Annotated in this window: 11 protein-coding genes; 2 read left to right on the plus strand and 9 right to left on the minus strand. The window is 60.4% G+C overall.

The window, feature by feature from the left end; translation table 11 throughout:
* Positions 1 to 87: 87 nt before the first annotated feature.
* From AOC05_RS11925 to AOC05_RS11960, 8 genes are all read right to left on the minus strand, one after another.
* Positions 88 to 504 (minus strand): hypothetical protein, encoded by a 417-nt coding sequence (locus AOC05_RS11925; protein ID WP_157374977.1) that lies wholly within the window; start codon positions 502 to 504, stop codon positions 88 to 90.
* A complete protein-coding gene (locus AOC05_RS11930; RefSeq protein WP_062007406.1) occupies positions 501 to 1,382 on the minus strand; it encodes a PIG-L family deacetylase in 882 nt (293 codons plus the stop codon). Before AOC05_RS11930 ends, AOC05_RS11925 begins: the two co-directional genes overlap by 4 nt.
* 132 nt (positions 1,383 to 1,514) lie before the next feature.
* Positions 1,515 to 3,227 (minus strand): ABC transporter ATP-binding protein, encoded by a 1,713-nt coding sequence (locus AOC05_RS11935; RefSeq protein WP_062007407.1) that lies wholly within the window; start codon positions 3,225 to 3,227, stop codon positions 1,515 to 1,517.
* A 31-nt stretch (positions 3,228 to 3,258) separates the two neighbouring features.
* Positions 3,259 to 4,272, minus strand: a complete 1,014-nt coding sequence (locus AOC05_RS11940; RefSeq protein WP_082357959.1) for an ABC transporter permease — start codon at positions 4,270 to 4,272, stop codon at positions 3,259 to 3,261.
* Positions 4,265 to 5,191 carry an ABC transporter permease gene (locus AOC05_RS11945; RefSeq protein ID WP_062007408.1) on the minus strand — a complete coding sequence of 309 codons (927 nt, stop codon included), beginning with the start codon at positions 5,189 to 5,191 and terminating at the stop codon, positions 4,265 to 4,267. Before AOC05_RS11945 ends, AOC05_RS11940 begins: the two co-directional genes overlap by 8 nt.
* A gap of 216 nt (positions 5,192 to 5,407) precedes the next feature.
* A complete protein-coding gene (locus AOC05_RS11950) occupies positions 5,408 to 7,042 on the minus strand; it encodes a peptide ABC transporter substrate-binding protein (protein WP_062007409.1) in 1,635 nt (544 codons plus the stop codon).
* Between the two features lie 238 nt (positions 7,043 to 7,280).
* A complete protein-coding gene (gene typA, locus AOC05_RS11955) occupies positions 7,281 to 9,197 on the minus strand; it encodes a translational GTPase TypA (RefSeq protein ID WP_062007410.1) in 1,917 nt (638 codons plus the stop codon).
* 319 nt (positions 9,198 to 9,516) lie between these two features.
* Complete coding sequence (locus AOC05_RS11960) at positions 9,517 to 11,301, minus strand: ABC transporter family substrate-binding protein (protein WP_062007411.1); 1,785 nt, start codon at positions 11,299 to 11,301, stop codon at positions 9,517 to 9,519.
* 290 nt (positions 11,302 to 11,591) lie between these two features.
* Here AOC05_RS11960 and AOC05_RS11965 point away from each other — a divergent pair, with 290 nt between their 5' ends.
* On the plus strand, positions 11,592 to 12,074 hold the full coding sequence (locus AOC05_RS11965; protein WP_062007412.1) for a DUF1877 family protein: 483 nt from the start codon (positions 11,592 to 11,594) through the stop codon (positions 12,072 to 12,074).
* A gap of 18 nt (positions 12,075 to 12,092) precedes the next feature.
* Here AOC05_RS11965 and AOC05_RS11970 read toward each other — a convergent pair whose 3' ends face one another.
* On the minus strand, positions 12,093 to 12,581 hold the full coding sequence (locus AOC05_RS11970; protein ID WP_154605898.1) for a hypothetical protein: 489 nt from the start codon (positions 12,579 to 12,581) through the stop codon (positions 12,093 to 12,095).
* A gap of 619 nt (positions 12,582 to 13,200) precedes the next feature.
* Here AOC05_RS11970 and AOC05_RS11975 point away from each other — a divergent pair.
* Entirely contained in the window at positions 13,201 to 13,557 is a 357-nt protein-coding gene (locus tag AOC05_RS11975) for a hypothetical protein (RefSeq protein ID WP_062007414.1), read from the plus strand.
* Positions 13,558 to 13,924 lie beyond the last annotated feature (367 nt).

Consider the following 13,924-nt stretch of genomic DNA (forward strand, 5'->3'; position numbering starts at 1 on the left):
GCTCCGGATGAGCCGCCGGTGCCCGGCACCGGCGGCTTTGCGGTCACGAAATGAGTGCGGGAGCTTTCCCCGAAACGCTCCCGCAGCTCACTTCTTGGCCCTCACCAAGACGGACGTCCACCAGGCCACCAACGGTGTCACCACGGCGATCCCGTACAACCACACATTGCCTTGGACATTGGCGGAGATCATGCCAAACCCGCCCCGCGGAATCGAGAGCAGGCCAGCACACAAGTACGTGGCCCCGCCACACATGACCACCACCCAGGCGTTTCGGCTCCACAAGCCGACAAAAAGCTGCACAGCGCCCAACAGCACCAACGCCGCAATGGCACCCACGGGGATGAGTGCACCAGAGACGGACCAGAGATGGCCGTGCAGGGAGGTGCCTAGTAGGCCGGCGCCCATGCCCGCTCCAACGCCCGCCGTAACCACCGCCCAACGCCGCGGAACTGGCAGGTGGGAGCCATGCCGGGCCTGCGGCGAGCCCGAAGGACCGGTCATGCCAGGGGTCCTCCGTAGACTGTTGATTGCTCTAGCTCCAAGAATTCCTCAACCCCCGTCACGTCCTTCCAGACACCGTCGGAGAGTGCATAACGGGCACCCTCCACGGTGATCTGTGTCCTGTGCGCGCGCATGGCGGCAGTCTTGGCGTTGACATCCCCGGCAACAGAAATTCGCTGCACCCCGGCCTCCAACGGGCGTTCAGGGCGGTCACTGACAATGGTGAACACCCGGGGCACCCGCCACCCCGGAACCGGGCCTTCATCGTCGGCGGCAAGTTTTAGCGCAGCCATGCTCAGCTGGTGGGTGCGGACGTGGTCTGGGTGGCCATAGCCGCCGTCGCCCGCATAGGTGATGAGCGCTTCGGGGCGGATTTCGCGGATGACCTGGGCCACCAGCGGCGCCAGCTCCGGCAACGGGGTCAGGGAGAGCGACCCGGCCAGGACGGTCTCAGCCGCCGTCGCCCGCCCGCCTGGACCCCACTGCATGCCCGAGTCACGGAATAGCACCGGCCCGCTGGGGGGTGCGGCGACCCCCTGCCCCAGCCACACATGGTGGCGCACGCCCAAGGCGTCCAGGGCAGCCGCCAACTCGCGTTCCCGCTCGGCAGCCAGCCCGCTGCCGTCAGCAGTCCCACCCCCGGTGAGCTCGCCGTCGGGCACGGCGCCCACCTCAAGGTGCGCCAATTCCGGGGGGATCACCTCACCCAGCTCACCCCGCGTGCATGTCAGGAGCACCACGCGCGCGCCGGCAGCGGCATAGGCGGCCATGGTGGCCCCTGTGACGATGGTTTCGTCATCCGGGTGGGCGTGGACAAAAAGGAGGGTACTGCCCGGGCCCACCCCGGGCAGCAAAGAAGAAGCGGTGCTAGTGTCCATGCCCATCAATCTACTCGCTGGTCCCTGCCCGCCGGGAATCGCACACCACCGTCTGAAATAAAAAAGTGTGGGCCGGCCGGCCCCACGCCGAAGCGTCAAGCAGGCCAGCCCACACTTTCCGGGCACCGAACCCTAGACCAGCAACGTGGCTCCAGGGATGGCGTTGAGCAGATCCTGCGTGTACTTCTGGCGCGGGTTGCTGAACACCTCCTCCGTGGTGGCCGTCTCAACAATCCGGCCATTTTGCATGACACACACGTTGTCTGCAATCTGGCGGACCACTGCGAGGTCGTGGGTGATGAACAGGTACGTCAAGCCCAGCTCCGTCTGAAGGTCGTTGAGCAGGTGCAGCACCTGACCCTGGACTAGGACATCCAGCGCCGAGACAGCCTCATCGCAAATGATCACGTCCGGGTTCAGGGCCAAGGCTCGCGCAATGGCAATACGCTGGCGCTGGCCGCCGGAGAGCTCGTTCGGGAAGCGGTGCATGGTGGCCGCAGGCATGGAGACCTGGTCCAACAACTCCCGAACCCGCTTCTCCCGTGACTTGGCATCACCGATCTTGTGGATCTTCAGCGGCTCTTCAATGGTCCGGTAAATGTTGAACATGGGGTCCAACGATCCGTACGGGTCCTGGAAGATGGGCTGCACGCGGCGACGGAAGTCAAAGAGATTCTTCCCCTTGAGCGTGTTGACCTCGACGCCGTCGAACAAGATGCTGCCCTCGGTGGGGGCCAGCAGGCTCAGCGCCATCTGGGCCACCGTGGACTTGCCCGAGCCGGACTCCCCCACAATGGCCATGGTGCTGCCGCGCTTGACGTCAAAGGAAACGTCGTCAACAGCCTTAAATTCGCTTCCCTTGCCCAAGGCCCCGCGAAGCTTGAACACCTTGGTCAGGTTACGGATTTCGATGAGGTTCTCACCCTGACCTGCCGGCTTCCTACCAGTCACGGGGGTGGACGACGGCGCAGCCTCAGTAACGCCGACTGCCTGCGCCGGCGCTTCCGCAACCTTGCTTGACTGCAGGCGGCGCGATGACAGTGACGGTGCGGAGTTCACCAAGCGCTGCGTGTACGGGTGCTTCGGGTTGCGCAGGATCTCAAGGGCGGGGCCGGATTCAACCACTTGACCCTTGTACATGACCACCACTTTTTCGGCACGCTCGGCGGCAAGGCCAAGGTCGTGGGTAATCAGCAGTACTGCCGTACCCAATTCGGTGGTCATCCGATCCAGATGGTCCAGGATCTGGCGCTGCACGGTGACATCCAGGGCCGACGTCGGCTCATCGGCGATCAGCAAGCGCGGCCGGCACGCCAGGCCAATGGCGATCAACGCACGCTGGCGCATGCCGCCGGAGAACTCGTGCGGGTACTGCTTGGCCCTGGCGGCTGCGTCAGGCAGGCCGGCTTCGGCAAGAACCTCAGCCACCCGTTCCTTGGAGTTGGCGCCGGCGAGCCCATTGGCTTTGAGCGTCTCCTTAACCTGGAATCCGATCTTCCAGACCGGGTTCAGGTTGGACATGGGGTCCTGGGGAACCATGCCGATGGAGTTTCCACGCAGTTCAACGATGCGCTTCGCACTTGCGTTGGTGATGTCCTCACCGTCGAAAATGATCTGCCCGCCACTGACACGCCCATTGCTGGGTAGCAGGCCGATCGCGGCCAGGGCCGTAGTGGACTTGCCCGAACCGGACTCGCCCACAATGGCCACGGTCTCGCCAGGCATGATGGTCAGGTGCGCGTTGCGTACAGCGTTGACAGGCCCGTTCTGGGTGTCAAAGGTGATGGCCAAATTCCGGATTTCAAGAAGTGGCGCATCGAGGCCGCGGGAGCCAGCGGATGTCATAGGCGTTCCTTTTTCATGGTTTGACATGCCGTCACCGCTTCCTTGCTTTGGGATCCAGGGCATCGCGGAGTGCATCACCGAGCATGATGAAGCTCAAGACAGTGATGGACAGTGCCACGGCAGGCCACAGCAGCACGCCGGGGTTGTTTCGCACCTGCGGCTGGGCCGCCGAGATGTCATTGCCCCACGACATGACCGACGGCGGCAGGCCAAGGCCCAGGAAGGACAGCGTCGCCTCGGCCACGATGAACGTGCCGAGCGAGATGCTGACAACAACAATGATGGGTGCCAGGGAGTTGGGCATCACATGGCGGACCAGTGCCTTGAAGCGGGAAAGCCCCAGGGCCTTGGCCGCCGTGACAAAGTCAGCGTTGCGGTTTTCCAAAACGGCACCGCGCGTGATTCGGGCAATTTGCGGCCAGCCAAATAGCACCAGCGCCACAACTACTGTCCAAACACTTCGGTTGTCACGGAAAGCCGGCAGCTGGTTGATCACGATGGCGCCAAGGATCAGCGGCAAGGCGAAGAACACATCTCCGAGGCGGGCCAGGATAGCGTCAAGCCAACCACCGTAGTAGCCGGCAAGGGCGCCCATGACGCCGCCAATGATCAAAACGCCAATGGTGGTCAGTACGCCCACCGTGAGCGAGGCGCGGGTGCCGTAAATCATGCGTGCATAGACATCGCAGCCTTGCAAGGTGAACCCGAGGGGGTGCCCGGATCGGGCCCCCTCGGCCGAATTGTCCAAGGTGCAGCTTGTGGGGTCGACACTGGCGAACCACTGCGGGAAAACCGCCACAATCACCACCAGAACGATCAAAAGCGCGGAAACAATGAACAGCGGCTGTTTACGCAGATTCCGCCAAGCATCCGCCCACAAACTTAGGGGAGCTGCGGATTCATCGACCTTGTCAATGGCTGCCAGTGGGGTTTCCTCCAGCGGCGCCACAAAGTGTTCAATGACCCGGCTGGACGTTTTTCCTTGACGAGTTGCCGGGGTTGCCGGTCTTGTCGGTTCTTTTTCAGGTGTCAGGTTCTCAGACATAGCGAATCCTTGGGTCGAGCCAGGCGTACAGAAGGTCCACAACGAGGTTGGCTACCACAAACACAATAACCAAGACGCTGACGACGGCCACGACTGTTGCACTTTCGCCCTTCAAGATGGCCTGGTATAGCAGGTTACCAACACCGGGGACGTTGAAGATGCCTTCGGTGACAATGGCGCCACCCATGAGGGCACCCAAGTCGGCACCGAGGAACGTCACCACGGGGATCAACGAGTTACGCAAAATATGGACCACCACCACGCGGCGGCGGCTCAGGCCCTTGGCCGTTGCCGTACGGACGTAGTCAGCATTCATGTTTTCGCTGATGGATGCCCTCGTCAGACGGATCACGTAGGCCAAGGACACAAGTCCCAGGACTAGTGCCGGGAGGATGAGTTCGTTCCACGGTGCGGTGCCGCTGACGGTGGGACGTGCCCAGCCTAGCTGCACACCAACCACCAACTGCAGAACAAAGCCTAGGACGAAGGTGGGGACGGCGATGACGATCAAGGAAGCAACCAGGACGGTGCTGTCGAACAGCTTGCCCTTACGCAGTCCGGCAATAACACCGAAAAAGACACCAAAGACGGCTTCAAAGGCAAGGGCCATAATGGCAAGGCGTGCCGTGACAGGGTAGGCGCGGGCGATAACCGCTGACACTTCCTGGCCGGAGAACGTCTGGCCAAGGTTGAGAGTCACAAGATTCTTCAAGTACAAGCCGTACTGGACCCAGAAGGGTTGGTCAAGGTTGTACTGGGCCCGGAGGGCGGCCTCAACAGCCGGTGCCATGGGCTTGCCACCGGAAAGGGCGGCGATGGGGTCACCGGGTGTGGCAAAGACGAGGAAGTACACCAGCAGCGTGGCCCCGAAAAAAACGGGAATCAGTTGCAGGAAGCGGCGAAGGGTGAACATGACCATTAGGGCACCACCACTCCCCAGGTTCCTAATCGGAAAACGTTCATGAAATTACCTGTTCTAGTTGACGGTACAGGGCAGCTTTCGGCGGATCGCGCCAAAGCTGCTGTACGGAAAGTAACACATATGTGTGTAGGACGTGCAACAAATGGGGACCCGGCAATAAGGCCGGATCCCCATTTCATGCCACGCTTTAAGAACCTTAGCTAAGTAAGGGCGTTACTTGCCGGTAATTTCGTAGTACAGGGGAACACCGTTCCAGCCGAACTCAACGGTGTTGACATTGTTGCTCCACACACCCTGGACTGCCTGGTACCACAGAGGTACAACCGGCAGGTCCTTGAGTAGGATCTCCTGGGATTCGTTGAACAGCTTGTTGCCAGCTTCGACGCTTGTTGCTGCCAAGCCTTCCTTCAGCTTGGCGTCGAAGACCGGGTTGGAGTAATTGCCGTCGTTGGAACCTGCACCGGTGCCGTACAGCGGGCCGAGGAAGTTGTAAAGCGACGGGTAGTCAGCCTGCCAGCCAGCACGTGAGGCGCCGGTCAGCGCCTTCTTGTTGACCAGGGCACGCATTTCCTTGAAGGAGGATACCGGGTTCAGCTCTGCCTTGATGCCCAGGTTCGTGGCAATCTGGTTGGCCATGGCCGTAATGTATTCCTTGTTGCCGGCACCATCGATGTTGGAGGTGATGGTGAAGACCTTGTCGGCCGGCCAAGGGCTGATGGCGTCAGCCTTGGTCCAGAGAGCCTTCGCCTTGGCGGCGTCGAACTTGAGGACGTCGTTGCCCGGGATGGAGTCGCTGAAGCCGTCCAGGACGGGTGAGGTGAACTCGTTGACGATCTTCTTGTTGCCGTAGAAGATCTTGTCGATGATCTGCTGGCGGTCGATCGCCATGGAGATGGCCTGACGGCGCATCATGCCGGCCTCGCCCTGGAATTCAGGCAGGTAGCTCGGGATGGTCATGGTGGCGTTGCCAGCGTAAGGCTGGTTAACAAAGCGGTCCTTGAAGTCCGTCTTGAAGTTCTGCAGGCCACTCGGGGGAACCTGGTCCAGAACATCCAAGGTGTCGGACTGAACGCTGGTGTAAGCGGCGTCCGGGCTGGTGAAGATGGTGAACGTCACGCCACCATTCTTAGCCTTCCGAGGTCCGTTGTACTTCTCGTTGGGGACCAGGGCGATGGAAACGTCGTGCTTCCAGCCGTCTGCAGCCAACTTGTAGGGGCCGTTGCCAACAGGGTTCTGGCCGAATGCGGCAGGATCCTTGTAAGCAGACGCGGGCAACGGGTAGAAAGCGGTGTAGCCAAGACGCAGCTGGAAATCGGATTCTGGCTGGGCCAGTTCTACGGTGAAGGTGGTGTCGTCGACAACCTTCAAACCGTCCATCTTATCCAAGGTGGAGCCTTCGGCGCTGACAGCGTCGTAACCCTTGATGGACTCGAAGAAGTAGGAGTTCAGCTGCGTGTTCTTTGCCGCTGCACCAAAGTTCCAGGCGTCAACAAAGCTATTGGCAGTGACGGGGGTTCCGTCGCTGAAGGTCTCCCCGGACTTGATTTTGATCGTGTAGTTCTGGGAATCCTTGGTTTCAATGGAATCCGCGAGCTCGTTGACGATCTTGCCCTTGACGTCATAGCTGACCAAGCCGGTGAAGATCAGGTCCATGACCTTTCCACCGCCAACCTCGTTGGTGTTGGCCGGCAACAGACCGTTTTGCGGTTCCGTGTTGTTTGCCGTGATGACCTTGGTGGTGTCTCCGGTCGAGGTGTTGTCTCCACCTGTCGAGCCACCACATGCGGTGAGGGACATGGCAAGAACAGCTGCCAGGCCCAGTGCTTTGGAAGTGCGCGAGTAACGCATTCCGCCTCCTTGGTTTCATTAAATGGTTGCGAGGTCAAACACCAGTGGTGCATTGGATGCCGGGCTCCTCATTGAGCCTGGGCGTGTCTGAACTCATACCCGTCTAGGCTACCGGCAAAAAGTTACCTCCTAGTAATCCAGACCACATTGTGCCCAGATCTTTACCGAGATGAAACCTTAAAGAGCAGCAGCCCGCCCCGGTGGATACCGGAACGGGCTGCTGTTCAGAAGCTAAATGCTAGGCCTTGGCGCGGCTGCGGTAAGCCTTGGCACGGTCGCCGGCGTTCAGGATCAGCTTGCGGATACGGATGGATTCCGGCGTGACCTCAACGCACTCGTCTTCGCGCGCGAATTCCAGTGACTCTTCCAAAGTGAGGTTGCGCGGCGGGGTCATGTTCTCGAAGGTGTCAGAGGAGGCTGCACGCATGTTGGTGAGCTGCTTTTCCTTGGTGATGTTCACGTCCATGTCATCGGAGCGTGAGTTTTCGCCAACGATCATGCCCTCGTAAACCTCGGAAGTGGGCTGCACGAAGAAGTTCATGCGCTCCTGGAGCTTGATCATCGCGAACGGGGTGACCACGCCAGAGCGGTCAGCCACGATCGAGCCGTTGGTGCGGTACTCGATGGGGCCGGCCCAAGGCTCGTAGCCTTCGGAGATGGAGGCTGCAATGCCGGCACCGCGGGTGTCGGTCATGAAGCGGGTGCGGAAACCGATCAGGCCACGGGCCGGAACGATGAATTCCATGCGGCACCAGCCGGTGCCGTGGTTGGCCATGTTGACCATGCGGCCCTTGCGGGCTGCCAGCAGCTGGGTCACGCCGCCCAGGTACTCTTCAGGCACGTCGATGGTCATGTGTTCCATCGGCTCGTGCGTCTTGCCGTCAACCTGCTTGGTGACAACCTGCGGCTTGCCAACAGTGAGCTCGAAGCCTTCGCGGCGCATCTGCTCAACCAGGATGGACAATGCCAGCTCGCCACGGCCCTGGACTTCCCAGGCGTCGGGACGCTCGGTGGGCAGAACCTTCAAGGACACGTTGCCGACAAGCTCCTTGTCAAGGCGGTCCTTGACCTGGCGCGCGGTGACCTTGTGGCCCTTGACACGGCCGGCGATCGGGGAGGTGTTGATACCGATCGTCATGGAGATCGCCGGCGGGTCAACCGTGATCAGCGGCAGCGGCTGCGGGTTGTCGATGTCGGTCAACGTCTCACCAATGGTGATGTCCTCGATGCCGGCAACAGCAACGATCTCGCCCGGGCCGGCAGATTCCGCAGGTACACGGGTCAGCGCCTGAGTGGCCAGCAGTTCGGTGATCTTAACAGGCTTGACGGTTCCGTCCTGACGGCACCAGGCAACAGTCTGGCCCTTGTGCAGTGTGCCGTTGAAGATGCGCAGCAGGGCCAGGCGACCCAGGAACGGGGAAGCGTCCAAGTTGGTGACGTGCGCCTGCAGGACACCGTCCGGGTTGTAGGTGGGGGCCGGGATGTGCTCGATGATGGTCTTGAACAACGGCTCAAGGTCCTCGTTGTCCGGGGCGGCACCGTTTTCGGGCTGCGCCAAGGACGCGCGGCCCAGCTTGCCGGAGGCGTAAACAACCGGAACGTTCAAGACGGCGTCGAGGTCCAGGTCGGGAACTTCGTCAGCCATGTCCGATGCCAGGCCCAGGAGCAGGTCCATGGACTCGGCAACAACCTCGTCGATGCGGGCATCGGGACGGTCAGTCTTGTTGACCAACAAGATCACGGGGAGCTTGGCGGCGAGTGCCTTACGCAGCACAAACCGGGTCTGTGGCAGCGGGCCTTCGGATGCGTCAACAAGCAGCACAACACCGTCAACCATGGACAGCCCGCGCTCCACCTCTCCTCCGAAGTCGGCGTGACCGGGGGTGTCGATGACGTTGATGGTCATGACTTGGCCGTTGGCAGACGGGCCGTCGTAGGCCACTGTGGTGTTCTTGGCCAAGATGGTGATGCCCTTTTCGCGCTCCAGGTCACCCGAGTCCATGACACGCTCAGCAACATTGCCGTGCTCGGCAAATGAGTGCGTCTGCTTGAGCATGGCATCAACCAGTGTGGTCTTGCCGTGGTCAACGTGTGCCACGATGGCGACATTGCGCAGGTCATTGCGCGAAGCAGTGTTCAGAGAAGTGTCGTTCATGCGTGAAGACTCGTTTCAGTTGGGCCCGGCTGCAGGCCCGGAAGGGCAAAGCAGAAAGTCACATTGTTGATCAGTACATAAATGGATGGCCGTGATAATCGGCAGATAACACCATTCTAGACGTAGTGCCAAATACGGCCTAGTCACTTTATCGCATGAGTGGCGTGTTTTTCTCCACGGCCTTCCCGGACCGGGACAAAAACGCCCCGCCAGTGCCGGAACTTCGCCAAATATCTACGACGACGGCAGGCTCAGCACGTGATGAACCTCACGTGGCGCCGTCATACTTCAACAGCGTGGGAGCACGATTCAAGCAGCGTTACTTAACGTGTTTCCAGTCAGCCACGTTCCACCAAGCCCCCACGTTGACAGGGGAGAACTTGACCCCGCTGACGTGCGGGCCCGTGGCGCTCAAGGCCACATGGGTGAACAGCGGCAGGCCGTAACCGGCTTGGATGACGAGTTGGTCGATCTGCATTTTCAGGGCATTTTGCTTGGCGTCATCGGAGCTGACGGCCAGTTGTTCGGCCAACTGGTCAACCACGGTGTTGGAAAAGTGATTCAGGTTCGACACTGCGCCGGTTTTGAAGATCTGCGGCACCTGGACCGATCCTGTGGGGTTGGCCGTCCAGCCGAACAAGGCCACGTCGAAGGATCCGGCCTTGAGCGCCAGCTGCCACAGGTCAACGCTTTGTCCGACGTCGATGACATCGAATCCTGCCAACGTCGCAGAAGCCGCCACCAAGGTGAATTCCTGTGTGCGGGCGGGATCGTCTTTGTTGTACAAGATACGGATGCTCGGCTTGGCACCGCCCAGCAATTCCTTGGCTTTGTCTATGTCCACGGCGGCATAATCGGTGCTGCCGTTGCTCCGGGCCGATTCCTTGTAGGGGGTTTGCACTTCCCGGAAAACAAGCGAGTCAAGGACCGCCGCCTTCGGCTCCAGCGGCTTCACCAGTGCGTCGAGAATTTCCTGGCGGGGCAGGGTCGACAGGAACGCCCGGCGGTAGTCCGGGTTGGTGAAGACGCCGTCAAAATTCAGCACTGCCTGGTCAAATCCCAGGCTTTGTCCTTGGAGGACTTTGACATCTTTGGCTGCCGCAAGCGCTTTGAGCGTGTCGACGGTTGCCGGCGGGGAGATGACGTCGGCAGTCTTGGCAGCAAGTGCCGCGATTTGCGACTCCGGGTTCGCGTCGTAGTGGACGGTCACGGTGTCCAGCATCGGGATTGTTCCCCAGGTGTAGTCAGCGTTGCGGGTTAGCACGAGTTCTTTGTCAGCGGTGATGCTTTTGACCAGGAACGGACCATTCGACAGGGCAAGGGAAGGGTCCGGCATCGACTTGGTGTCAAAGCCTGTGTTCCAAAAATCGGACACCTTTTTCAAGTCCGGGTTTACGGGCAGCGGCGCACTGGGGTCTCCCTTCGGCGCCTTTTGCAGGAGTGCCGTGAGTGCGTCTGTGTCTTTCAGCCCTGTTCGAACCGAGACGATGTGGGCGGGCACGTTCACGCTCGACCCCAATGCGGTTTCCCAGTCGGAGTACGGTGTGGTGTATTTCAGTGTCAGGGAGGTGCCCTCGTCACCGATGACGGGCATCTCGGTTTGGGAGAGCCCGGTGGTCTCACCGGCAAAGTGGAAGTAGCTGTTGCCCTTGCTCACTTTGAAGTTTGCATCCAGAGTGGCGTCGTTGAAATATCCTGAGGCCGCGGCCCACTGAAGCATCAGGTCGGCAGCCGTGACGGGGGCGCCGTCGGACCATTGAACACCACTGTTGATGGTGTATTTGATGGTCAGGGGGTTGTCTGAAACCTTCTGGTACTTCCCAAATTGTTCATTCTTGACGATCTTGAGGTTGCTTTCAACATAGTTGAACCCTGAGTGGGTGGCATAGTCAATTTTTGTGTTGATGTCTGTTTGCCCTGTGACGCTGCTGGTGTTAAAGGAGCTGAAGGGATTCGTCTCGAGCACAGTGACATTGCCCCCGACGGCTGGCGTGGCCGACGATGTCGGCCCGTCAGGATTCGGTGGCGTTGCCGTGCAAGCACCCAGTGCCAATACAGCCGCCAGGGCCACGGCACATGCTTTGGAAATGCGTCCGGCGCGCATCCCACCTCCAGTTTCTTACGCTTCGTTGTGGGCCGCTTCCGGGGCGTCAGGATCTTCCCGGGCCAGCGGTTACCCGCCCCGTTAGACTACCGCAGGGTGGCCTTCAGGGGTGTCTGGGACGGCGTGAGCGTGGGCGTTCTCATACATCTAGTGTCCGTCTAGTACCCGTTTGCGCCGTCGATGCATTCGCGCAGTGGCGCGTATCCACCTGCGCCCCGGCCGCCAGCCCAAGCAGAGGGGTGTGGATAACTTTCAGCGAAGAATCGTGATCGCTGCAAAGATTACGTGGCATGGGAATCAGATACTTCGCACTTCCGGTGCCAGCTCAATTAGTGACCATCGCCCGCATCAATCCTCGGGCCTTCTTGTCCGACCAGCACTTTTGGGAGACGTGGTCCGACCCACCGGACCGGCCTGAGGGGCTCGACCTGGACAAGGCGTGGCGGGACCTCCAGCAACTCTTGGGTGGGATGGATTCTGAGCCAATGAGGGATGCCTACGAGCTGGTCAGGGGCGAGGTGACGCACTATGGCTATGGGTGGATCCCCTATGACCGTGTCCTGTCCGCCGAAGAAGTTCTCAAGGTGGCCAGCGACCTTGCCGTTGCGGACCTCGCCCGGCTCTACCAGGAGTACACGCCGCAGGTTTCCCCCGACTGGGCCGCGATCATGGACGGGCGCCGCGACTACGTGGAGTCCTATCTTGAGGCAGCCAGGAAGTTCACGACCGAACTGGCCGGCATGGGCCTTGGCTTGATCTACTCGATTGGTTGAGGGGCGACCCGAACCGCATCAGGATGGAATGTTGAGATTGACGGGCCCTGCCTCACCTGGGCCACCACATTGTTCGCTCCCGCCGACACGCCGCCACTGAAGGGCGACGTCCTGTTCGGCGAGCACTTGTCCTGTTGAGTTCAACGCACGAAGCGTGAGTGTTTCCGGTGACATCATCGCCACCTTGGCTTTCCAATTCCGTTCATCGACACGTGAAATGGAAAAGGGCGAGGGTATGGTGTGGCTGGTCGGTGCGGGAGAAGCCAGTTCTTCTGGTGTCAAGACCCGCAGTGACTCATCCGGTTCCTGGACCAGTGGATCCGATGTGGCGCACACGCCGTCTGCGCACAATTCGACAATGGCAACCTCGTCCACGTTTCCGTTGAGGTGAATGGTTGCCGTGTTGGTCCACCCGATGGCAGGGCAGGCTGTAGTGATGGAACAGCCCGTCACCGCGAGGGCCACGAGCAGCACCGCGGCAAGGCCTGAGCGCCTAATTATCCCCACGCCAGCCACCATAGCAGCTGCCCTGGACACTCTATTTTTCCGGACATGGCTTAAGTTCCGGGACCAGATGACCTTTTGACGGCGCTGAACGTCACCGCAGATTTCAACGGACGCGACCACTCCCCCGATGAGATCCGGTCCCTGTAGAGCGGATTGACCGGGCGAGATCCCCCAATCCTTCCGACTCTTCCCACGATTCAGCGCTGACTTCGGCGAAAACGTGTTTGTCAACAGCGACTGCAGGTTTCAGGACAAGTGAGGTATCGAAATTGGCGATGGGGCGTGGTCGTCACCCAGGACGTAACTGCAGGGGCAGTGGGCGTCGGGGTGCCAGCGAGACAAGTCGGCAAGGCGCCGCAGGGGTGATTCCTTGCAGAGTGCCGGACCCAACCAATTCAGTAGATTCAACCGCTTCCAATTCTCATTCCCGGACTAGTGCCGCCGCGGACATCGCCCGCGGCAAGGCCGGCCAGCTTGTCCCGGAAGGATCAAGCAGAGCATCTCTGAAAATCATTCGAGCAGGATTCACGAAGGGTGCAGCGTTCGGTGGCAGGAGTGTAATTCTGAACAAGAAATAGTTGCCGCATTTGAACTGCGCATTTGAACTGCGGAGAACCACATGGCCGCGAAGAACGCTGGACTGTGCAAGGAAGAACGCGAACCCGTCAAGCGGCGTGCCGCCGAGCTACGCTCGCAGGAGAAAGCCGGGAAAACCCGCGCTGCAGGCGGGCGGGCCGTGAGCGAGTCGATCGGGGCGTTGCCGGATGGGAACCGGATTCTCGCCGAATGCATCGACAGGATAGTTTCCCAAGTGGCTCCGCGTCTTGTTCCGAAGACCTGGTACGGATTCCCTTCGCATGCCAACGAGGAGGGAAAGGTAGTCGTGTTCTTCAAAGCCGCCTCGAAGTTTACCTCTCGCTACGCCACGCTCGGCTTCGAAGAGTCTGCGAAGCCGATGACGGCGACCTGTAGGTAAGCTCATTCACCGTGCTGGCCTTGCTGCCCGAGGCTGAACAGAAGATCGGCGGGCACCTCCGCAGGGCTGCGAGCTAACCCATTTGCTCATGATCGCTGGTGATCTAACTGCGTGGTCGCGCACCGTGATTGAAGATGGCCAGCGACCATGGAAACAAACGGCCCAAATCCCGCCCACAGCACGCTGAGATTCAGGGCATTCAGACTCCTTGCACGCAACAAGCGGAGGGCGCATGTTAGACACTGGAGTAGGAGTCCAGAATGTTCACGCACCGAGCAACATTTCGCTGATTAGGCTTCCTGACCGTGGCCTGCAAGTGGTCACAAGGGGCGAGACCTCGTGCATGGAAGGCACTACGACGGTGTCG

Origin of the sequence: Arthrobacter alpinus (genome assembly GCF_001294625.1) — a bacterium.
Lineage (GTDB): Bacteria > Actinomycetota > Actinomycetes > Actinomycetales > Micrococcaceae > Specibacter > Specibacter alpinus_A.

Excerpts from the sequence above, each read along its gene's own strand:
- AOC05_RS11925 (WP_157374977.1), bottom strand. The coding sequence starts at position 504 with ATGACCGGTCCTTCGGGCTCGCCGCAGGCCCGGCATGGCTCCCACCTG.
- AOC05_RS11930 (WP_062007406.1), bottom strand. The coding sequence starts at position 1,382 with ATGGACACTAGCACCGCTTCTTCTTTGCTGCCCGGGGTGGGCCCGGGC.
- AOC05_RS11935 (WP_062007407.1), bottom strand. The coding sequence starts at position 3,227 with ATGACATCCGCTGGCTCCCGCGGCCTCGATGCGCCACTTCTTGAAATC.
- AOC05_RS11940 (WP_082357959.1), bottom strand. The coding sequence starts at position 4,272 with ATGTCTGAGAACCTGACACCTGAAAAAGAACCGACAAGACCGGCAACC.
- AOC05_RS11945 (WP_062007408.1), bottom strand. The coding sequence starts at position 5,191 with ATGGTCATGTTCACCCTTCGCCGCTTCCTGCAACTGATTCCCGTTTTT.
- AOC05_RS11950 (WP_062007409.1), bottom strand. The coding sequence starts at position 7,042 with ATGCGTTACTCGCGCACTTCCAAAGCACTGGGCCTGGCAGCTGTTCTT.
- typA (WP_062007410.1), bottom strand. The coding sequence starts at position 9,197 with ATGAACGACACTTCTCTGAACACTGCTTCGCGCAATGACCTGCGCAAT.
- AOC05_RS11960 (WP_062007411.1), bottom strand. The coding sequence starts at position 11,301 with ATGCGCGCCGGACGCATTTCCAAAGCATGTGCCGTGGCCCTGGCGGCT.
- AOC05_RS11965 (WP_062007412.1), top strand. The coding sequence starts at position 11,592 with ATGGGAATCAGATACTTCGCACTTCCGGTGCCAGCTCAATTAGTGACC.
- AOC05_RS11975 (WP_062007414.1), top strand. The coding sequence starts at position 13,201 with ATGGCCGCGAAGAACGCTGGACTGTGCAAGGAAGAACGCGAACCCGTC.